Source organism: Nocardia sp. NPDC057668 (assembly GCF_042799795.1).
Lineage (GTDB): Bacteria > Actinomycetota > Actinomycetes > Mycobacteriales > Mycobacteriaceae > Nocardia.
Genome location: NZ_JBHVIC010000001.1, coordinates 2,231,425 through 2,249,526 on the forward strand (window position 1 = coordinate 2,231,425; position 18,102 = coordinate 2,249,526).

Genomic DNA, 18,102 nt, shown 5'->3' on the forward strand with positions numbered 1-18,102 from the left:
CGGGCGCAGGTATCCTGGCTCCCGGATCGACACACCCCGCCGGCCTTCCAACCTGGGCAGGTCGTGGCCATTACTCGGCGGATTGCTCCCCGGTGACAGTTGCGGGACAGCCCCGGATTCACACCGGTGTTCCCTACGCCGGGTACCGACCCTACGGGACGGAACGGGCGCGCGGGGACGCACATCGGGCGGCCGGCGACCGCCGCGCGCGGGTTACTCGACGACCGCCGGGGCGGCGCAGCTGTCCGGTACGGCGACCAGCGAGCACGTCACCGGCGCGCGCGTCGGCCGGTAGCCCCGCGGGACCCCGCCGTGCGCGGTGATGTCGCGGTAGGCGGCGACGCCGTCGGTGGGATGCCTGGTCAGGCTCGGATCATGCTGGGCGTCAACGGTGTACAGGCCGAAGCGGGCCGAATAGTCGCCCCATTCGTAGTTGTCGGTCAGGCTCCAGTAGTTGTACGAGACGACGTCGACGCCGTCCTGTTTGGCGCGCTGCAACCAATACACGGTGTCGCGCAGATGATCCCCGCGCGTGTACCCGTCGTCGCGGACGCCGTTCGGGCCCGTGGCCAGTCCGTTCTCGATCACGCGGATGGGTTTGCCCGGGAAACGGGACGCTATGTGGCGCAGCACGTAGTAGATGCTCTCCGGGGCCTGGGTGCTCTTCCAGAATTCACCCGTCGCACCGTAGGCGGCGGACAGGTCGGTGATCGAGGTCGAGTAGTAGTGATCCACGCCGATGAAATCCAGGGTGTCGCGCATCGGCTCCGGAAAGAGCTGCTCCAGCATCGATTGCACGCCCGGGATGGGAATGTAGGCCAGGTTGGAGGACACCTCGGCGTCCGGCTGCACGGAATGGATGTAGCGGTAGATCTCCCGGTGCGCGGAGACGATGCCGTCCGCCATGCGCCCCGCGTTCTCCAGGCGCAGGCCGCCGTACATGAGTTCGCGCCGGACGTATTCGGTCGGCTCGTTGAAGGTGATCCACAACGGGCGCGCCCAGGAGTATCGGTCGACCACGCGCCGCGCGAAATCGACCAGCTCCGAGGACATCTCCGGTCGGTTCCACCCGCCGCGATCCACCTCCCACCCCGGATGGACCCAGTGGTTCAGGGTGATCATCGGCCGCATGCCGGATTCCACGATCCGGGCGATGACCGCGTCGTAGAACGCCCATCCCGCCGAATCGTCGCTGCCCGGAGCGGTTTCCACGCGGGACCACTCGACCGAGGTGCGATAGATCCGCACCCCCAGCCCCCGCGCCCGCTCGATGTCCGCCGCGTAGTTGTGGAAGAAATCCACCGAGTTCCCGATGGGCTCGCGCACCCGCCCCTGATCGCCGTAGCGCAGCCAATTGGAATCGGCGCTGTACCCCTCGGACTGAAATCCGGACTGCGCGACGCCGAACTCGAACTCGGGCCCGAGCCCCGGCGTCTCCGCCCCGGCGGGAGCGGTCCCCACCACCGCCATCGTCGCGAACGAGAAGGCCGCCGCCACCCCCGCCGTACACACCTTCGACCACCGCTGCCGCACTTCGACCCTCCGGTCCACCGAGCTCTACCGATACACCGGCGCATCGAAACACGCCGGTGTACGCGGTAGTATGCGGCGCGTTCCGCGATGTACGCCAGGAATCGCGAACAAGACTCCGGGACAGTCGAATCCGTGTCCGGGCGGCCGGACGCGCCTCAGCCGCGGTCGGACAGGGTCGCCGAGGGTTGCAGCAGGCGTTCCTCCAGCGCCGCCACCTGGGCCGCGACGCGCTCGTGCTCGGCCAGGTGGACCAGGTCGGCGAAGGTGCGGTCGATACCCGCGTCGGCGATGGCGCGTTCGCAGCGGCGGGCCAGGTCGTGCCGGTCCGTGCCGGGGGCGAGCACCGGGCGCAGGGTGATCTCGGCGACGACGCCGCGTGAGCGCAATACCCGCCGGATCGAGTCGGCCATGGTGTCGATGCCGACGAACGCGGGCACGGTGGACACCTCGCCGTGGGCGTCGAGATAGCGCAACTGGATCGGTTGCACCGGCGTGCCGGTGTCCACCGCGGCCTGGAAGAGAGCGGGACGCAGGTGACCGTGGGCGCGGCCGCACCAGGTGGTGCCCTCGGGGAAGATGCCGACGCGTTCGCCCGCGCGCAGGCGGGTGGCGATCTCGGCGATGACGCCGGGCAGGGCGCGCAGGCGTTCGCGTTCGATCGGGATGACGCGGACCTTGCGGGCCACCGCGCCGAGCACGGGCCAGTCGATGAGATCGGCGCGGGCGACGAAGGACGTGGGCTCGACCGCGGACAGGGCCATGACGTCGGTCCAGCCGATGTGCGGGGCGACCACGAGCACGCCCCGTGCGGCGTCGGTCGTACCGGACTCGGTATCCGACTCCCCCGCGCGAACCGTGTCGGCGCTGTCCCCGGAGGTGCGGTTGTCGATCACTCGGACGCGGATTCCGCAGCAGTGCAGCAGGGTTCGCGCATAGCCGCTCTGCAGCGCCGCGCGGCGACGGCGCGGGGTGAGCACGTGGGCCAGCGGGAAGGACGCCAGGACCGCACCGAACCCGAGGATGCGGGCCGCCATGAGCAGCGTGTTCGCCTCGGGCGCGGTGCGCACGCATTCGGGACCGCAGGGGCTGTGCGGCATCCACGCGTGCGCGCTGGATTCAGCGGGCGGACAAGACAATCCGGCCGTTCCGGGGGAAAGCAGGGCAGGCATCATGATTCATCACCGGGCATCCATACTGGCGACCGCGGACTGCAGGCGCTCCAGGTAACGGGTATTGACGGTCGACAGACCGAGCAGGGCAACGAAATCGGCGACCGCGAAATCCGGGTCGTGTGCCGGTTCGCCGCAGATCTGGGCGTTGAGTCGCAGGTAGCCGTTCATCAGCGCGGGCAGCTTGGGGCGCGCCGGCGGCTCGATCTCGTCGAGTGTGCGGCCCTGCACGACGACCGGGTTGTACGGGCGCACATGCCGTTCCGGCGCCAGGCCGTGCTTGCGCAGAATCAGGTCGCGGACCCCGCGCACGTTCGAGCCGGGCAGATCCTCGGGCGTCTGCTGCATGGGGACCGAGACGCAGCCCATGATCCATTCGTAACCGGTCAGCTGGATGTAGTGCAGGATGCCCGCCCACATCAGCGTCAGCACCGAACCGTTGCGGTGATCGGGCACCACGCAGGCGCGGCCCATCTCCACCATCCGGTTGCCGACCGGATCCAGTGCGCTCACATCGAATTCGGTGGCGGTGTAGTAGCCGCCGGCGGCGGTCACCTTGTCCGGGGGCAACATGCGGTAGCAGCCCACGAACTGATCGGTGAGCTCGTCGCGGACCAGCAGGTGATCGCAGTGATCGTCGAAACGATCGGCGTCCAGTCCGTGCTCGTTGTCGGGGATGGCGAAACCCGGTTCGGCGGCGAACACCTGGTAACGCAGCCGCTGCGCGGCCTCGCGATGCTCGGCATCGGAGGAAACGACCAGGGAGTACTGCGAACCACCCGGGGTACGAGGCGGTTCCGGGCGCACGAGGGGGGAAGACGCTGCGGGGAGCAGGCTGGACTTCGACACTGCCATGCTGGTCATGTCGTTGATCAAGCCAGGCCCAAACTGCGCCGGAGCGACCGCCAGATGGCGCGTCGATGCCAGTCCGATGAACGCGGCGGGGCCGCAACCCGGAGTTCATCGGATCGCTTCCGAACGTTCCCTACCAGGACAAACGCTCGTATTCCGGGTGGGTACCGGGCCCGATTCGAGGCTGCCGCGACGCCCGGCTTCGGGGCGCGGTCCACCTCGGGCGGCGGATGAGAACGCGAGCCTACGCCACCGCCGCGCCCGGGTGCGCACCGGGTCGGCGGCGGAACAGCAGTGCGGTGTCACCGAATTCGTGCCAGAGGTATCCGGTGTCGACGGCCGCACGGTAGGCGCGCCCCACCACCTCGGCCCCGGCGACCGATTCCAGCAGGTGCAGGTGCGAGGCCCCGGGCGCGTGCCAGCCGGTGATGAGGCCGTCCACCACGCGGGCCGGGCGCGAACCGTCCAGCACCAGCGCGGTCCAGCCTGCGGTGGCGTGCACCCGGCCCCGATCGTCGGCGGCCGACTCCAGGGCGCGGGTCACCGTGGTGCCGACCGCGATCACCCGCCCGCCCGCCGCGCGGGTCAGATTCACCAGGCGCGCGGTGAGATCGGGGACGACCAGCCGTTCCGGATGCGGCGGCTCGCCCGTCTCCGGCGAGGAGACCCCGGTGTGCAGGGTGATCGGAGCCAGCGCGATACCGCGGGCCACCAGCTCGGTGACCAGCGTCTCGGTGAACGGCCTACCGGCGCTGGGCATTTCGGCGCTGCCGGGCTCGCGGCCGAAGACCGTGCGGTAGTAGTCCGCCGACCACCGTTCCGGGACATAGGAGTAGGTGATGGGGCGGCCGTGCCGGGCGAGCACCTCCCGGACCTCGGAGTCGACCTCGGCCACCCACAGGCGGGTCGCGCCGGGCAGCCACGGCTCCCGCAGCACCGCGGTGGCGTCACCCGGAAGCCGCAGCCGGGCAACGGATTCCGGCGGCCGCCCGGCCCACGGGGTGCCCGCCGGATCCCGGACCTCCACCACCCAGCGGTGTCCGGTCAGCCACGTGGAGAAGTGCAGCACCGCGGGCACGCCGTCGAGTTCGGCGTCCACCGCCGCGGCGAGCATCGCCGAATTGTTCACCACCACGAGGTCTCCCGGACGCAGGAACGCCGGCAGCTCGCGGAAACGGGCGTGAGTCAGGGTGTCGCCGTCGCTGACCAGCAGGCGTACTTCGTCGCGCGCGACCCCGCGCGCTTCGGGCGGCCTGGTCGCCGACAGCTCGGCGGGCAGGGTGAAGTCGAGGCCCGCCAGATCGACCGTCATGACGCCACCACCAGTTGCGAGGCCGCGTAGCGTCCGCTGGGCAGCTCTCCGCCGAGCAGGCGCAGCAGGGCGGGGACGACCGTATCGGGCTCGGGCCGGTCGGAGATGTCCTCACCGGGGAACGCCGCCTGATGCATCCCGGTGCGCATGTCGCCCGGATCGAAACCGTAGATCCGGAGTTCGGGATGCTCCACCGCCAGCACGGCGGTGAGTTGATCCAGCGCCGCCTTGGTCGCCCCGTACCCACCCCAGCCCGCGTACGCGGCGACGGCGGCGTCCGAGCTGATGTTCACCACGACGCCGTCGGCGGCGCGCAGCGCGGGCAGGGCGAGTTGGGTCAGGGCGAGGGGCGCGATGACATTGGTGTCGAACAGGGTCCTCAACTCGGCCAGGGGGTAGCGCTCGAGCGCGGGCAGCGGACTGGGACCGAGCCCACCGGCGTTGTTGAGGACCAGGTCCACCGGCTCGCCGCCGAGCGCCCGGACCAGTTCGCGCCGATGCGCCGGATCCGCGATGTCCCCGGCCACGGCCGTCGCGCCGGTCGCGGCCCCCACCCGCGCCAGGCGTTCGGCCCCGCGTGCGGAAATGACCAATTGCCAGCCCCGGGACGCCAGTTCGAGCGCGACGGCCCGCCCGAATCCCGCCGACGCCCCGGTGATCAGTGCCTTCTTGTTTCGCTCCATACGGCCATGGTTCAACCTCAACTTATATTGAGGTCAATGGCATCGGCCCGCCTTCTGCCCAGGGCAGAACCGGGGCCTCCATCTCGTTGCCGGCGCCGTCCCGCGCTCGGGACTCACCCACGCCTGCCTACGCGAATTTCGCCGCAGCGGGCCGGGTTCGGCGAAGGGGGCGGCGGCGAGTGGCCGCGGCTCGCAGCGGGAGCGCACCCTGGATCAGCGCCCGGACCGTGCGCGCCAGGCCGCGGCGGACTCCAGATTCGCCAGCGGATGCAGCATCTCGTAGTCGAAGTCCGCCAGCGCGACACCCGATCGAACACGCTGCGGCAGATCGGGATTGGCGAGCGCGCCGCGTCCCAGGGTGAGCACGTCGGCGTGCCCGCCGGTCAGCACCGCCGCGGCCTGCTCGAGCACGTGCATGCCGCCGTTGGCGATCACGGGCCGGCCGGATACCGCCCGCGCCAGCTGGGTGATGGTGTCGTCGCTCGCGAAGCGCGCGGTCTCGATGAAATCCTTTCCCTCACTGGCGACGTGCAGGTAGTCCGCCGCGCTCAGCGCCGCGAACACCACGCGGGCGTCGGCCTCGCCGCCGGGCCAGCGGTAGCCGAAATCGTTGACCTTGGTCTGCGACAGGCGCACGCCGACCGCGAGGTCGCCCGCCGCCGCGCGCACCGCGTCCAGCACCCGGGCGGTGAGGCGGATGCGATCGGCGACCGCGCCGCCGTACTCGTCGGTGCGCAGATTGGTGTAGTCGGTCAGGAACTGGTCCAGCAGATAGCCGTTGGCGCCGTGGATCTCGACGCCGTCGAAGCCTGCCGCGCGGGCATTCGCGGCGGCGGCGGCGAATCCGGCGACGACCTCGTCGATGTCGCGGGCGGTCATCTCCCGGGGTGCGGACCAGGCGCCGCCCACCCCGCCGTAGTCGGCCATCATCTGCCCGCGCGGCGGGACCGCCGAGGGGCCGATGGTCTCGAATCCGCCGGCGTTGCCCTGCGAGATCGCGCCCGCGTGCATCAGCTGCGCGATGATCACCGCGCCCGCCTCGTGGGCGGCCTCCACCACCGGCCGCCACCCGGCCACGTGCGCGGCGGTGACCAGGCCCGGCTGGCCGAAGTAGCCCTGGCTGTGGGTGGCATCGGTGTAGACGCCCTCGGTGATGATCAAACCGAAACCGCCCGTGGCGTATTCGCGGTAGTACTCGGCCATGGCCGCCGTCGGGGTGCCGTCGGCGGCGGCGGACACCCGGGTCATGGGGGCGACCGCGAGCCGGTTGCGCAGGCGCAGCGCACCGAGTTCGACGGGCTCGAGCGCGGGATGGGTGGACTGCCTGGCGGCGGTGGTCATGCGAAGGTCTCCTCGAAAAGCGTCCGACGTTGTTCGGGGAAACCCTCATCGACCGCGCGCACGGGCGCCAGCGCCTGCCTCACCGCTGACTCGCCAACCTGGGTCCGGCAGAACTACCCTGGCTGTTCGACCTGGTCGGCGGACGGCGAATCGGGATTGTCCGCGGACAGGAAATCCCGCAGCGCGCGGTGCGCCGGGGTGCCGGGCACGGCGGTGTAGGTCACCAGTGCGCGAGCGCCGGGATCGCCTATCAGGGGCAGGAATTCGTAGTTCAACTCGATCGGGCCCAGCACCGGATGCCGGAAGCTGTAGCTGCCGAACGCGACGTCGGTGACATCGTGACTGCTCCAGAGTTCGTCGAATTGCCTGCTGTTCGACCGCATTCGCGCGATGAACTCGGTGAATTCCGGATCGCCGGGGCGATGGCCGGCGCGCAGGCGCAGGTCGCTCGCGATCTGGCGGGCCAGGCCGGGCTGCTGTTCGGCCAGCAGCGCGTGGATCTGCGGATCCAGGAAGACCAGGTGTGCCCAACTCCGGTGCGCGGGAGGCACTCCGGCGAAATCCACGCCGAAGAACAGTTCCGCGGCCCGGTTCCAGCCGAGGATGTTGGTGTGGTGGCCGACGATGTAGGCGGGGATCTGCTCCATCGCGGCGAGCAGCGCGTGCAGCGCGGGGCGCAGGGCGGGAGCGTCGTCCGTGTCGCCGGGGGTGTGCGGGGGACGGGCCAGGTTGTACAGGTGGGTGCGCTCGTCCGCGCTCAGGCGCAGGGCGCTCGCCACTGCGTCCAGAATTGCCGGTGAGACGTTCTCCAGCCTGCCCTGTTCGAGCCGGGCGTAATAGTCGACGCTGACGCCGGCCACCTGGGCGAGTTCCTCGCGCCGCAGACCCGGCACGCGACGCCGGGTGCCGAAGAAGGGCAGGCCGACGTCCTCCGGGCGCAGGCGCGCACGACGGGAGGCCAGGAACCCTCCGATGTGCTCTGCGCTGTCCACGAGTACCGAATTCTAGGGTGGGTCCGGCAGACCTCGGTTCGGCGGCCATCGGTTGCGGCGGCACTGGTACCCCGATCCGCCGCCGGACAGGCTGATATCCGGCGCCGCGCCGGTGCGCCAGCCGACCAACCGTGAGGAACCGCCCGATGAGCGACCGCAATCCGCGTATCCAGAAGATCGCCACCAGCCCCGACTGGTACCACCCGTACCGGATCTCCCAGGCCATCACCGCGGGCGGCCTGATCTACGTCTCCGGCCAGGCCGGGTTCACCGAGGACGGCGGCACGGTCCCCGGCGGCTTCCTGAACCAGGGCCGCCAGGCCTTCCGCAACGTCGAACGGGTCCTGGCCGAGGCGGGCGCGAACCTCACCGACGTGATCAAGGTCGGGATCTTCGTCCGCGACCTGCCCGCCAACCTCCCCCACGTGATCACCCTGCGCACCGAGTTCCTCGCCGAGCCCTACCCCGCCGACACCCTCCTGGAGATCACCGCCCTGGCCCAGCCCGACTGGCTGATCGAGGTGGAGGTAGTCGCCCTGGCCCCCAACTGATTCCGAAACCTGTAGTGCCCCAATCCGTCACCACGACAGAGTGTCGGTCAGATCGGTTTCGGGGCAGGGCTTTCCGGGGTCATCGCGACGCGGAGGGTGTCGGGGTCCAGGGGACTGCCGGGGAGGGGGTGGGCGGCCTCGGCGCGGAGGGCGTCGAGCAGGATCGCCACGTGGCGGCGCCAGGCGTCGGGGGCGAGGGGGCGGACGGTTTCGGTCGCGCGGACCACCGACCAGAGCATCAATCCGACATCGGTGAGGTCCACGTCGGGGCGGAGTTGGCCGCTGTCCCAGGCGCGTTGCAGGAGTCGCTGAAAGAGTTGGTGGCCTTCGGATTTCGCCTGTTCGATGGGACTGTCGGGGGGCAGGGAGCGGACGCAGATGTCGGTGAAGCCGCGATCGGCGGCCTGCCATTGCGCCAGGGCCGTCAGGTGATTGACCAGGCCGGTCCAGGGGTCGGGGACCGCCAGCGACCGTTCGGCGTGGCGAACCGAATCCAGGACCAGATCGCGCAGGGCCGCGTCGATGAGCAGATCGCGGGTGGGGAAATGGTTGTAGAGGGTGCCGATGCTGACGCCGGCCGCCCGCGCGATCGCGGACAGCGAGGCGTCCAGGCCCTCGGCCGCGAAGTGGCGCCGGGCCGCGGCGAGCACCCGATCGCGATTGTCGCGGGCATCGCGCCGCCGCTGCCGGTCCGCCACCGCCCGCACCTCGCTCATACGGCAGATCCTAACAAGTTGAGCGCCCCCTCGATTTCTGCGCTAAGTTGAGGGCACACTCAAATTTGAGTGCTCCCTCAACTTCATTGCCGTTCGATTCCAAGGAGTCAGCAATGCCGCATCTGGCCCTGTTCGGCGCGGGTCCCGCGCTCGGACTCTCCACGGCGCAGCGCTTCGGCCGCGCCGGATACTCGGTCACCCTCATCGCCCGCAACACCGAGGTGCTCGGGCAGCTCGAGCGACAGCTCACCGCCGCGGGCGTCACCGTCGACCACCTGGTCGCCGACCTCACCGACACCGTCGCGGTCACCGCCGCACTCGACGAACTGCACGCCAGGCACGGACTGCCGGACGCGGTGGTCTACAGCCCCGGCGACGTCAGCCGCCTGCCCGTCAACGCGACCGCCCTGGACTTGGACACCCTGCGCAGCTGGCTGCCGCTGCACCTGCTCACCCCGGTCCACCTGCTGCACACGCTGCTGCCCGCCATGACCGAACGCGGATCGGGCGCGGCCCTGATCGCCCTGGGTTCCGGTGCGCGCCAACCACAATCGGCCCTGGCCAGCGTCAACGTGCCGCAGTCGGGACTGCTCACCTACCTGCACACGGTGAACGAGGAGGTCCGCCCGCACGGCGTGCGCGTCGGCGGGTTGCTGATCGGCCGCCTGATCGAGCGCAGCGCGGCCGCGCGGCTGGTCGAGTCCGGCCATTTCGACGAGGTGACCACCGAAGAGTTCCCGCGCGTGCACCCCGACGAGCTCGCCGAGGAGCTGTACCTGATGGCCACCACGGACACGGAGGTGGAACGAGCCGCCTGACCCCACCCGCGAACGTCGCACGACGGACTCGAGGGACTTTGCGCGAGAGAGCCGCCCGGGGTGACCCGGGCGGCTCTCTCGATCTCTTGCGCTGCGAGCGGGCGCTGCGAGGCGTCACGCCGCCCGCGGCGGCTCCACTCTTCGTGCAGCGGAAGCCTTCTCGACCTCGGCGAACCCGGGCCGCCCGGTCCCGATGAACGACACCAGCCACGAGAACACCGCGGCGAACCGGTTGCGGAATCCGACCAGGTAGAACAGATGCACGGCCAGCCAGGTGAACCAGGCGATCGTGCCGGTGAACTTGATCTTGTCGTTCAGCTTGGTGACCGCGCTGAAACGGCTGATCACCGCCATGCTGCCCTTGTCCCAGTAGGTGAACTCGGTGGCCGTCTGCTTCTTGCCGCGAATGATGTCCGCGACGTGGCGGCCCTCCTGCATCGCGACCGGCGACTGCCCGGGGTATCCCTTGAGCGAGGTCATGTCGCCGATGGCGTAGATGTCGGCGTGCCCGCCCACGGTGCAGTCCGGATTGATCAATAGTCGCCCGGCGCGGTCGGTTTCGCAGCCGGTGGCCTCGGCCAGGATCTCGGCGAACCCGCCCGCCTGCACGCCGGCCGACCACACCACGGTCTCCGCGGCGATCCGGCGCTCGACCCCGTCCTTGCTCTTGACGGTGACCTTGCCCTCGTCGATATCGGTCACGAAGGTGTCGGTCAGCACCTCGACACCACTCTTGGCCAGCGAGTTCTTCGCGTACTCCGAGAGCCCGCCGCCGAACGGCGGCAGCACCACACCCGCGCCCTCGACCAGGGTCACCGAGTCGTCGGTGTTGTAGTACCGCTTGGCGAGCTCCTTGAGCTGGCCCGCCACCTCGACGCCGGTCGCACCCGCGCCCACCACCACGAAGCTGAGCAGCCGGCGGCGGGTCTCGGGGTCGGCGTCCTTGGCCTCGGTGAACACCCGGTCGATCTGCGCGCGCAGCGCCTTGGCGTCGTCGATGGTCTTGAGCGAATAGGTCTTGTCGGCGAAATCGTCACGGCCGAAATAGGACTGGCTCGCACCGGTCGCGGCGATCAGCGATCCGTAGCGGATCTTGCGCGGGCCCTCGGGGGTCTCGTAGGTCAGGATCGCGTTCGGGGCGTCCAGCGCGACGACCCGGCCGACGCGCGTCTCACCGTTGCGGTGGTGCCGAAGGATGTTCTTGATGGGCGGGGCGATCTCGTCGGAGGCCAGCACACCCGTCGCAACTTGGTAGAGGAGAGGCTGGAAGAGGTGCTCGGGCGTGCTCGAAATCAGAACGTAGGGCACTCCCGACTTATTGAGCTGCTTGGCGGCACTGAGCCCACCGAACCCCGAACCAACGATGACAACCTCTACGGACTCGACACCCGCATCCGCGATCTGCATGACAGCCTCCTTCTCTCATGACTAACCGTGATTCGAAGTGCGAATGTTCCAGGGGTCAGGGCGCATAATCAATATGACTCTTATCTAGATTGATCATGAATTGGAGAAGTGCCGTGGAGCTGCGACAGCTGGCCTACTTTGTCGCCGTTTGCGAAGAACTCAGCTTCAGCCGGGCGGCGACCCGGTGCTTCATTTCGCAATCGGCCATCAGCCACCAGATCGCACGGCTCGAACGCGACCTCGGGGTACCGCTGTTCGAACGCTCGACAAGATCGGTCGTACCCACCGACGCGACCACTCGGCTACTTCCTCTTGCGAAGCAAATGCTGAGCCTGGAATCCGCCATTCGTGCAGCTGTAAGGGCATCCGGACCGCGCATTCGCCTCGCGGCCAATATGAGCTTCGCAACAAGATCGCTCTCCGCCATCGCCGGAGCACGCGAAGCGCATCCCGGCGCGGAGATCGAATTCGTCATCAAACCGTTCCGCCAGCGCATCCAGGCGGTGGCCGACGGGGACTGCGATCTGGCGCTGATCCGGGGCAGCGTCGATCAGCCGGGACTGACCGTGGAGAAGCTCTGGGTGGAGGATCTGGTCATCGCCACCTCCACCGCGCACCCCCTGGCCGGCCGCCAGGATGTGGTCCTGACCGAACTCGGGGCCTACCCGCTGCTGCTGCCGCCGGAACTGGATCAGGTGCTGTTACACAATGTGGTGCGCGCGGCCTTCGCCGATCTGCCCACCGGCCCGGCCTACGGCCCGCCCATTCCGCCGGACCACACCGCCACGATGGAGCTCATCAATCGGCCCGACGCGTGGACCATCCTCTACGCGGACTCGCAGACCGAGGGCATCGCGACCCTGAAGCTCGCGGGCCACCCGTTGCGGGTGCCGGTTTCCGCGGTGGTGCGCAGCGATATTCGCCAATCGCCCATCCTGGCCACGCTGCTCGCGGCCCTGCACTGCGCCTAGTCCCCGGACTGATTAGCGGGTGCACCGATTCGTAGCGCGGGAGACCGCGTCCGACCTAGTCTGTGGTCGTGACCCAGGAGAACATGCGGGCCTCCGATGCCGACCGCGAACAGATCGTCACCCGGCTCCAGGCAGCGATGGACGAAGGCCGGCTCACCATCTACGAATACGACGCCCGGCTCAAGGACGTCTACGCCGCGAAGACCTACGGCGAACTGGCGCCGATCCTGTCCGACCTGCCCGCCCAACGGAATTCGCGGTCGCCGCAACTCGGCGGGGACGCCGTGCCGCAGTGGGTCGTCATCATGTGGATCCCGTGGGTCGTGGTGAGCCTGCTGGTCACCGGGATCTGGCTGGCGACCGGCGCCGGATATTTCTGGCCCGGCTGGGTGGCCGGACCGTGGGGCGCCGCCCTGTTGATTCCGACATTCATCGGCATCGTCACCAATCGCGGCGGCGGGGGCAAGGGTCCGCACAAGCGCTGAGCGACAGCGCTTCCCGTCAGCCCAGCAGCGCCGTCGCCACCGCCAGGTGCAGGCGCAGATCCTCCGGCTCCTCGTCCTGCTCCGCCCAGACGACCTCCTCCAGCGCGCGCATGAACGCCCACCCCCGTGCCCGATCCGCGTCGATCTCCAACGCGGCCGCGGTCCGATCCACCACCGCGCGTGCGTGTTCCGGGGTGGGCGCGCTCTGCACCTGAATCATGATCAGAAATCCGGCGTCGAACGCCGCCTCGCCCAGATAGGGCTTCGGGTCGATCATGAGCCACGGCTCCCGCTCGGCCGCAACGATATTGCCCAGATGGGTATCACGATTGACGATCAGCAGCGGGCCGTCGGGAACCGACAATTGTGCGCACCGGAACGCGGCGTGCGCCAGCAGTGCGGCCGGAATCAGCCGCGCGACCGCGGGTTCGGGATCGAGGAACAGTTCCCGCCATTCGGCCACCATGTCCGCCGCCGCCGGAATGGCCGGGTACTCCGGCGGAATCGCGGTGGCGGGGCGGCGCAAACGCCGATACAGGCGGCAGGCCAATTCGACCCTCTCGATATTCTCCGGCCTGCCCTCATTGCTCGGGAATCCGGGCTGAACCACCAATTCCGTTCCGGGCCGGGCCCATTCGAGCAGCATCGCGCCGGAGCCCGGATCGTATTCGTACAGTCGCACCGCGCCGTCGCCGGCGTAGGCCCACATTCCGGCGGGCTCGCCGATATTCTCCTCGTCCACCACCGGAACCTTCAGCACCGCGACCGAACCGTCCGCGCGCCGGACCGGCGCGACATAGGAGTGCGTTCCGCCGCCGAAGGACTCGCCGGTGATCTCCAGCTCCCAGGCCGAGCACCGCTCGGCCACCACCCCGGGCAGCTCCGCCAGCCACCGCTTCCCGCGTTCGGAGAATACTTCGGCGATGTTCTCGGCGACCTCGGGCGGCAGGGTGATGGGCATGGCGCCAGCCTCTCAAATCCCGCCGCGCGCGGCCATCGGTTAATCGCCCGGCGCGTCCGAGGCGTACCCCGCGCCCGGTAGCCTCGCGGGGTGCAAGGGATGACAGAGGAACAATTCCGGGCCGTGCTGACCGGGCTGGCGTCGGATTTCGGCGCCTGGAGCCGGGCCGATGTGGCGACGGTGAGCAAGGCGGCGGGCTGGACGCTGACCGGCGACGGCATCGACATCCCCGGGATCGGGCGCCCGGCGTGGATTGCGGAGAACTCGATTCCCGGGCGCTCGGGCGCACCGGAGATGGAGGCGGTGGGCATTCGGATCACGCAGGCCGATCCGGAGGAATTCCACGAATACCTCGACACCGCGATCGACGTCTGGGGTGAGCCGTCCTGGTTCGGCGGCTGCCGCAACGTCTTCGTGCGCTGGCGGGACGCGGCGACCTTCCGGGAGCTGTCGCTGGACCGCAACGGCGCGCTGTCCGTGCGCGCGGGATCCACCCCGGCCTTCGAAGCCTGGTACGAGCGCGCCTGGGAACTCGAGGACGACCTGAACGAGGTGCCGTTCACCTGGATGGCCGATATGGACGGCCCCGGCATGGACGATTTCACCTACGGCGAGAAGGTGCTCTCGCAGTGGGACGACGTCACCGACGCGCTGGCCGACACGTTGCTCGACGTGCACCTGGCCATGCGGGCGCTGGGGACCGAGGACGACGATTCGGTCGCTGGGCCGGACCGGCTGGTCATCACCCTGCAGGGCAATCCGGACGCGTACCGGGGCCCGGACGATCAGGACGACCCCGACGACGAGGACTGGACGACGGTCGATCCGGAACTGAAGGTGCAGATCGCGCTCTACCCGGACTCGGTCACCCTCGCGGTCAGCGAGCACCCGGAGTGGCGGGCCGAGCTCAAGGCCAAGGCCTTCAACCCGGGCCAGGACGGCGTGCAGGTGCGCCAGCTGCCCGATGACCGGGCATCGCTGATCGAGGTCGCCGAACTCACCGTGCACTTCCTGCGCCGCTTCGGATTCGCCTCACCCGAACACGTCGCCCACGATTCCTGGCGCTTCCCCAGCCCGTTCGACTTCTTCACCCTGACCAGCGTCGGATTCTTCGAAACCGAAGCGCCAGAAGAAGATTAGGACTCGGCGGGCGTACTCGTCTCGTGGACCGAACGCCACAGATGGGTGCGCCCGTCGGTCACCAGCACGGCGGTGGACACGCGCCGCGTGAGGGCGCCCGCCATGCGGTTCTCCGCAGTGAACCGCACGATCACGAGATTGCCGCTGCGCGCGATCTCCCGCACATCGGAGACCGCGATCTCCAACCCCGGCTGCGTGTTTCGCGCCGACCACACCCCCGTCAGCAGCATCTCGCGGTCCACCGTCTGCCCGGTCGTGACCACCGAGGTGAACTGCTCGTCCAGCGCCGCCGCTACCCGGTCGAAAACCTTGGGCGCGCAATCGGTTCCGAGCACTTCCGCCAGGTCGAAGTGCAGCGCGGCCACCACCGCGGTGAGCTCGTCGCGGTCCGGCGCCCCGCGCTCGGCCGATCCGCCGGCGTCGTCCGGCGCCGCCTCCCTGGATCGTCGCCCCATGTACCGCTCCCCCGCTCGACCCAGCCGATCACCGATCCTCACATGAAAACCTCGCTGTTCGCATTGGGAGTCGGCACAAACCGCGCCACCGGCGCCGCTGCGAACGGCCGACGGCCCCCGGTCGTTTCGACCGGGGGCCGCCCACCGCAGCGAACTCGCGTGACCATGGTCCGCGATGCTACGGAACAGTGTGGACTCAGTTCGTGCCGGGGATACCGCAGCCGCTGATGACCGCACACGCGGTGACGGCGGACGAACCGAGCAGGAACAGCACCGCGTAGGCGGTGCTCGCCGAGCCGGACAGCTCGGGCTGGTCCTGCGCGACCTGTGTCGTCGACGGTTCGGTCAAGGTCAGCGGCGCGGCCGTGGCCTGCCCGGCCCCGGCGATGAGGATGCCGGAGACACCTACGGCGGCAATGAGAGAACGCATGGCGGAACACCTTTCAAGTTCAAATACAGCAATTTCACTATGCTGTAGCATCACTCGCGCCTCGTGCCCCCAATTTTCGGGGCGCCGAAACCACTGTCCCCGAGTCGTTTCCGGCACGATCCGCGCCCATCGCCCGGCTACCGCCCGCGGTGCTCGGCGGTCGATACCGCCACAGGTGGGTGAATTGTCCACCGGCAGCCGACGATTCGGGATCGGAGGTCGCGCGGGGCACCGCTGCCGGGGCGGCGAGGACGCGGATCGCCACCCGTCCGGAGCGGACACCGGGTGCCGCGGCATCGCGCTGGCGGCACCTCCCCTTCGACGACGATGACCCCCGGCCGTTTCCGGCCGGGGGTCATCGAATCAGCTTGCGCCCGTCAGGGCGTCAGCGTCAGCCCTTGTGGGACTTCACAGCCTCGGTGAGCTGCGGGGCGACGTTGAACAGGTCGCCGACGATGCCGTAGTCGCTGATCTCGAAGATCGGAGCTTCCTCGTCCTTGTTGACAGCGACGATGGTCTTCGAGGTCTGCATGCCCGCGCGGTGCTGGATCGCGCCGGAGATGCCCAGGGCGATGTACAGCTGCGGGGAGACCGTCTTACCGGTCTGACCGACCTGGAACTGACCCGGGTAGTAGCCGGAGTCGACCGCGGCGCGGGAAGCGCCGACGGCGGCACCGAGGGAGTCGGCCAGCGGCTCGACGACCTTGCCGAAGTTGTCGGCCGAGCCGACGCCACGACCACCGGAGACCACGATCGCGGCCTCGGTCAGCTCGGGACGATCGCCACCGGCGACCGGCTCCCGCGAGACGACCTTGGTGACGCCCTCTTCCTGGGCGGGGATCTCGACGGCGACCTTCTCGCCGGCGCCGGCCTGCGGGGCGGCCTCGACGGCGCCCGGGCGGATCGAGATGACCGGGACGTCACCGGTGGCCTTGGCGGTCACGGTGAACGCGCCACCGAAGATCGAGTGCACGGCGGTGCCGTCGGCGTCGACCGAGATGACGTCCACGAGCAGGCCGGAGCCGATGCGCGCGGCCAGACGGCCCGAGATCTCCTTGCCGTCCGCGGTGGCGGCGACCAGGATCGCGGCCGGAGCGGCCGACTCGGACAGACCGGCGAGCACGTCGACCTTCGGGGTCACCAGGAAGCCTTCGGCATCCTCGGACTCGGCGACATAGATCTTCTCGGCGCCCGCGGCGGCCAGGGCGTCGGCCAGCTTGTCGGCGGTGCCGGGGGCGGCGACCACGACGGCGGCCGGGGTGCCCAGGGCACGCGCGGCGGTGATGAGCTCGGAGGTGACCTTCTTGGGCGCACCTTCGGCGTGCTCCACGAGCACGAGTACTTCTGCCATTTGTCTTTCTCCTGAAGTTGGTTCGGCTCGGGGGCTTTAGATGATCTTCTGACCAACGAGGTAGGTGGCGATCTGCTGGCCGCCCTCACCCTCGTCGACGATCTTCTCGCCCGCCGTGCGCGCCGGCTTCGGGGTCACACCGGTCACCTGGGTGCCGGCGTTCGCAACGCCCACGGTCTCCGGGTCGACGCCCAGATCGGCCAGGGTGAAGGTCTGAACTTCCTTCTTCTTCGCGGCCATGATGCCCTTGAAGGAGGGGAAGCGGGGCTCGTTGATCTTCTCGGTGACCGAGACGATGGCCGGGAGGCTGGCCTCGAGCTTGAACACGCCCTCGTCGGTCTCGCGCTCGCCGGAGATGCGGTCGCCGTCGACGGTGAGCTTGCGCAGGTGGGTCAGCTGCGGCAGGCCGAGGTACTCGGCGATGATCGCGGGGACGGCACCGGCGCGGCCGTCGGTCGCCTCGTTGCCGGCGATGACCAGCTCGACGCCCTCGATCTGGCCGAGAGCGGCGGCCAGGACGTAGGAGGTCTGCACGGCGTCCGAGCCGTGGATGGCGTCATCCTGGATGTGGATGGCCTTGTCGGCGCCCATGGACAGCGCCTTGCGGATGGCATCGGTGGCACGGGCCGGGCCCATGGCCAGCACGGTGACCTCGCCGCCCTGGGCCTCCTTGATCAGCAGCGCCTCTTCGACGGCGCGCTCGTTGATCTCATCGAGGATGGCGTCGGCGGCTTCGCGATCGAGGGTGTAGTCACCATCGGTCAGCTTGCGCTCGGACCAGGTGTCAGGAACCTGCTTGATCAGTACGACGATGTTTGGCATGGGTCTTCGTCGACCTCCTGTTCTGGGTGGCACGGGTGTGGCGGTCGCACGATCGGGTTGTCCGTACGTCCACAGGTAGCTCGGCCAGGAGATTACCCTACGTTAAGTTACTC

At 69.3% G+C, this 18,102-nt stretch carries 19 protein-coding genes and 1 riboswitch; of the genes, 5 read left to right on the forward strand and 14 right to left on the reverse strand.

Annotated elements, in window-relative coordinates; all coding sequences use genetic code 11:
• Positions 1 to 7 precede the first annotated feature (7 nt).
• Positions 8 to 135: riboswitch (cobalamin riboswitch) on the reverse strand.
• A gap of 78 nt (positions 136 to 213) precedes the next feature.
• The 7 genes from ACFVBH_RS10270 to ACFVBH_RS10300 form a co-directional block, all read right to left on the reverse strand.
• Complete coding sequence (locus ACFVBH_RS10270) at positions 214 to 1,470, reverse strand: family 1 glycosylhydrolase (protein ID WP_379001684.1); 1,257 nt, start codon at positions 1,468 to 1,470, stop codon at positions 214 to 216.
• A 218-nt stretch (positions 1,471 to 1,688) separates the two neighbouring features.
• Positions 1,689 to 2,702 carry a lysophospholipid acyltransferase family protein gene (locus ACFVBH_RS10275; protein WP_379001134.1) on the reverse strand — a complete coding sequence of 338 codons (1,014 nt, stop codon included), beginning with the start codon at positions 2,700 to 2,702 and terminating at the stop codon, positions 1,689 to 1,691.
• 9 nt (positions 2,703 to 2,711) lie between these two features.
• Complete coding sequence (locus ACFVBH_RS10280; RefSeq protein ID WP_379001685.1) at positions 2,712 to 3,551, reverse strand: GNAT family N-acetyltransferase; 840 nt, start codon at positions 3,549 to 3,551, stop codon at positions 2,712 to 2,714.
• Between the two features lie 247 nt (positions 3,552 to 3,798).
• Positions 3,799 to 4,866: an S-adenosylmethionine:tRNA ribosyltransferase-isomerase gene (locus tag ACFVBH_RS10285; protein ID WP_379001135.1), complete on the reverse strand. Its 1,068-nt coding sequence runs from the start codon at positions 4,864 to 4,866 to the stop codon at positions 3,799 to 3,801.
• Positions 4,863 to 5,549 carry an SDR family oxidoreductase gene (locus tag ACFVBH_RS10290; RefSeq protein ID WP_354985120.1) on the reverse strand — a complete coding sequence of 229 codons (687 nt, stop codon included), beginning with the start codon at positions 5,547 to 5,549 and terminating at the stop codon, positions 4,863 to 4,865. Before ACFVBH_RS10290 ends, ACFVBH_RS10285 begins: the two co-directional genes overlap by 4 nt.
• A gap of 213 nt (positions 5,550 to 5,762) precedes the next feature.
• The gene (locus ACFVBH_RS10295) at positions 5,763 to 6,890 is read right to left on the reverse strand and encodes a tRNA-dihydrouridine synthase (protein ID WP_379001136.1); all 1,128 of its coding nucleotides are present in this window, start codon (positions 6,888 to 6,890) and stop codon (positions 5,763 to 5,765) included.
• Between the two features lie 113 nt (positions 6,891 to 7,003).
• Entirely contained in the window at positions 7,004 to 7,882 is an 879-nt protein-coding gene (locus ACFVBH_RS10300; RefSeq protein ID WP_379001137.1) for a helix-turn-helix transcriptional regulator, read from the reverse strand.
• A gap of 146 nt (positions 7,883 to 8,028) precedes the next feature.
• On the opposite strand from ACFVBH_RS10300, the gene ACFVBH_RS10305 reads away from it, so the two are divergent.
• On the forward strand, positions 8,029 to 8,433 hold the full coding sequence (locus ACFVBH_RS10305) for a RidA family protein (protein ID WP_379001138.1): 405 nt from the start codon (positions 8,029 to 8,031) through the stop codon (positions 8,431 to 8,433).
• 47 nt (positions 8,434 to 8,480) lie between these two features.
• Here ACFVBH_RS10305 and ACFVBH_RS10310 read toward each other — a convergent pair whose 3' ends face one another.
• Entirely contained in the window at positions 8,481 to 9,149 is a 669-nt protein-coding gene (locus tag ACFVBH_RS10310; protein WP_379001139.1) for a TetR/AcrR family transcriptional regulator, read from the reverse strand.
• Between the two features lie 113 nt (positions 9,150 to 9,262).
• On the opposite strand from ACFVBH_RS10310, the gene ACFVBH_RS10315 reads away from it, so the two are divergent.
• Entirely contained in the window at positions 9,263 to 9,967 is a 705-nt protein-coding gene (locus tag ACFVBH_RS10315; protein WP_379001140.1) for an SDR family NAD(P)-dependent oxidoreductase, read from the forward strand.
• A gap of 114 nt (positions 9,968 to 10,081) precedes the next feature.
• On the opposite strand, the gene ACFVBH_RS10320 is transcribed toward ACFVBH_RS10315, so the two are convergent.
• Positions 10,082 to 11,374: an NAD(P)/FAD-dependent oxidoreductase gene (locus ACFVBH_RS10320; protein ID WP_379001141.1), complete on the reverse strand. Its 1,293-nt coding sequence runs from the start codon at positions 11,372 to 11,374 to the stop codon at positions 10,082 to 10,084.
• 113 nt (positions 11,375 to 11,487) lie between these two features.
• Here ACFVBH_RS10320 and ACFVBH_RS10325 point away from each other — a divergent pair, with 113 nt between their 5' ends.
• Both ACFVBH_RS10325 and ACFVBH_RS10330 read left to right on the forward strand, forming a co-directional pair.
• Positions 11,488 to 12,345 carry a LysR family transcriptional regulator gene (locus ACFVBH_RS10325; RefSeq protein WP_354985172.1) on the forward strand — a complete coding sequence of 286 codons (858 nt, stop codon included), beginning with the start codon at positions 11,488 to 11,490 and terminating at the stop codon, positions 12,343 to 12,345.
• Between the two features lie 68 nt (positions 12,346 to 12,413).
• Positions 12,414 to 12,830, forward strand: a complete 417-nt coding sequence (locus ACFVBH_RS10330) for a DUF1707 domain-containing protein (RefSeq protein WP_354985112.1) — start codon at positions 12,414 to 12,416, stop codon at positions 12,828 to 12,830.
• Between the two features lie 16 nt (positions 12,831 to 12,846).
• On the opposite strand, the gene ACFVBH_RS10335 is transcribed toward ACFVBH_RS10330, so the two are convergent.
• Entirely contained in the window at positions 12,847 to 13,791 is a 945-nt protein-coding gene (locus tag ACFVBH_RS10335; RefSeq protein WP_379001142.1) for an aminoglycoside phosphotransferase family protein, read from the reverse strand.
• Between the two features lie 99 nt (positions 13,792 to 13,890).
• On the opposite strand from ACFVBH_RS10335, the gene ACFVBH_RS10340 reads away from it, so the two are divergent.
• On the forward strand, positions 13,891 to 14,931 hold the full coding sequence (locus tag ACFVBH_RS10340; RefSeq protein ID WP_379001143.1) for a hypothetical protein: 1,041 nt from the start codon (positions 13,891 to 13,893) through the stop codon (positions 14,929 to 14,931).
• Here ACFVBH_RS10340 and ACFVBH_RS10345 read toward each other — a convergent pair.
• From ACFVBH_RS10345 to ACFVBH_RS10360, 4 genes are all read right to left on the reverse strand, one after another.
• Positions 14,928 to 15,386 carry a hypothetical protein gene (locus ACFVBH_RS10345; protein WP_379001144.1) on the reverse strand — a complete coding sequence of 153 codons (459 nt, stop codon included), beginning with the start codon at positions 15,384 to 15,386 and terminating at the stop codon, positions 14,928 to 14,930. The two genes, ACFVBH_RS10340 and ACFVBH_RS10345, sit on opposite strands and share 4 nt — an antisense overlap.
• Before the next feature lie 196 nt (positions 15,387 to 15,582).
• Complete coding sequence (locus tag ACFVBH_RS10350) at positions 15,583 to 15,816, reverse strand: hypothetical protein (RefSeq protein WP_354985108.1); 234 nt, start codon at positions 15,814 to 15,816, stop codon at positions 15,583 to 15,585.
• A gap of 391 nt (positions 15,817 to 16,207) precedes the next feature.
• Entirely contained in the window at positions 16,208 to 17,167 is a 960-nt protein-coding gene (locus ACFVBH_RS10355; RefSeq protein WP_379001145.1) for an electron transfer flavoprotein subunit alpha/FixB family protein, read from the reverse strand.
• A 36-nt stretch (positions 17,168 to 17,203) separates the two neighbouring features.
• Complete coding sequence (locus tag ACFVBH_RS10360) at positions 17,204 to 17,989, reverse strand: electron transfer flavoprotein subunit beta/FixA family protein (protein ID WP_354985106.1); 786 nt, start codon at positions 17,987 to 17,989, stop codon at positions 17,204 to 17,206.
• Between the last annotated feature and the right edge of the window lie 113 nt (positions 17,990 to 18,102).

What these genes read in the sequence shown, in the direction of transcription:
- ACFVBH_RS10350 (WP_354985108.1), bottom strand. Translation starts at nt 15,816, where the DNA reads ATGCGTTCTCTCATTGCCGCCGTAGGTGTCTCCGGCATCCTCATCGCC.
- ACFVBH_RS10320 (WP_379001141.1), bottom strand. Translation starts at nt 11,374, where the DNA reads ATGCAGATCGCGGATGCGGGTGTCGAGTCCGTAGAGGTTGTCATCGTT.
- ACFVBH_RS10305 (WP_379001138.1), top strand. Translation starts at nt 8,029, where the DNA reads ATGAGCGACCGCAATCCGCGTATCCAGAAGATCGCCACCAGCCCCGAC.
- ACFVBH_RS10335 (WP_379001142.1), bottom strand. Translation starts at nt 13,791, where the DNA reads ATGCCCATCACCCTGCCGCCCGAGGTCGCCGAGAACATCGCCGAAGTA.
- ACFVBH_RS10275 (WP_379001134.1), bottom strand. Translation starts at nt 2,702, where the DNA reads ATGCCTGCCCTGCTTTCCCCCGGAACGGCCGGATTGTCTTGTCCGCCC.
- ACFVBH_RS10285 (WP_379001135.1), bottom strand. Translation starts at nt 4,866, where the DNA reads ATGACGGTCGATCTGGCGGGCCTCGACTTCACCCTGCCCGCCGAGCTG.
- ACFVBH_RS10290 (WP_354985120.1), bottom strand. Translation starts at nt 5,549, where the DNA reads ATGGAGCGAAACAAGAAGGCACTGATCACCGGGGCGTCGGCGGGATTC.
- ACFVBH_RS10310 (WP_379001139.1), bottom strand. Translation starts at nt 9,149, where the DNA reads ATGAGCGAGGTGCGGGCGGTGGCGGACCGGCAGCGGCGGCGCGATGCC.
- ACFVBH_RS10340 (WP_379001143.1), top strand. Translation starts at nt 13,891, where the DNA reads ATGACAGAGGAACAATTCCGGGCCGTGCTGACCGGGCTGGCGTCGGAT.
- ACFVBH_RS10360 (WP_354985106.1), bottom strand. Translation starts at nt 17,989, where the DNA reads ATGCCAAACATCGTCGTACTGATCAAGCAGGTTCCTGACACCTGGTCC.
- ACFVBH_RS10270 (WP_379001684.1), bottom strand. Translation starts at nt 1,470, where the DNA reads ATGGCGGTGGTGGGGACCGCTCCCGCCGGGGCGGAGACGCCGGGGCTC.
- ACFVBH_RS10355 (WP_379001145.1), bottom strand. Translation starts at nt 17,167, where the DNA reads ATGGCAGAAGTACTCGTGCTCGTGGAGCACGCCGAAGGTGCGCCCAAG.
- ACFVBH_RS10315 (WP_379001140.1), top strand. Translation starts at nt 9,263, where the DNA reads ATGCCGCATCTGGCCCTGTTCGGCGCGGGTCCCGCGCTCGGACTCTCC.
- ACFVBH_RS10345 (WP_379001144.1), bottom strand. Translation starts at nt 15,386, where the DNA reads ATGGGGCGACGATCCAGGGAGGCGGCGCCGGACGACGCCGGCGGATCG.
- ACFVBH_RS10295 (WP_379001136.1), bottom strand. Translation starts at nt 6,890, where the DNA reads ATGACCACCGCCGCCAGGCAGTCCACCCATCCCGCGCTCGAGCCCGTC.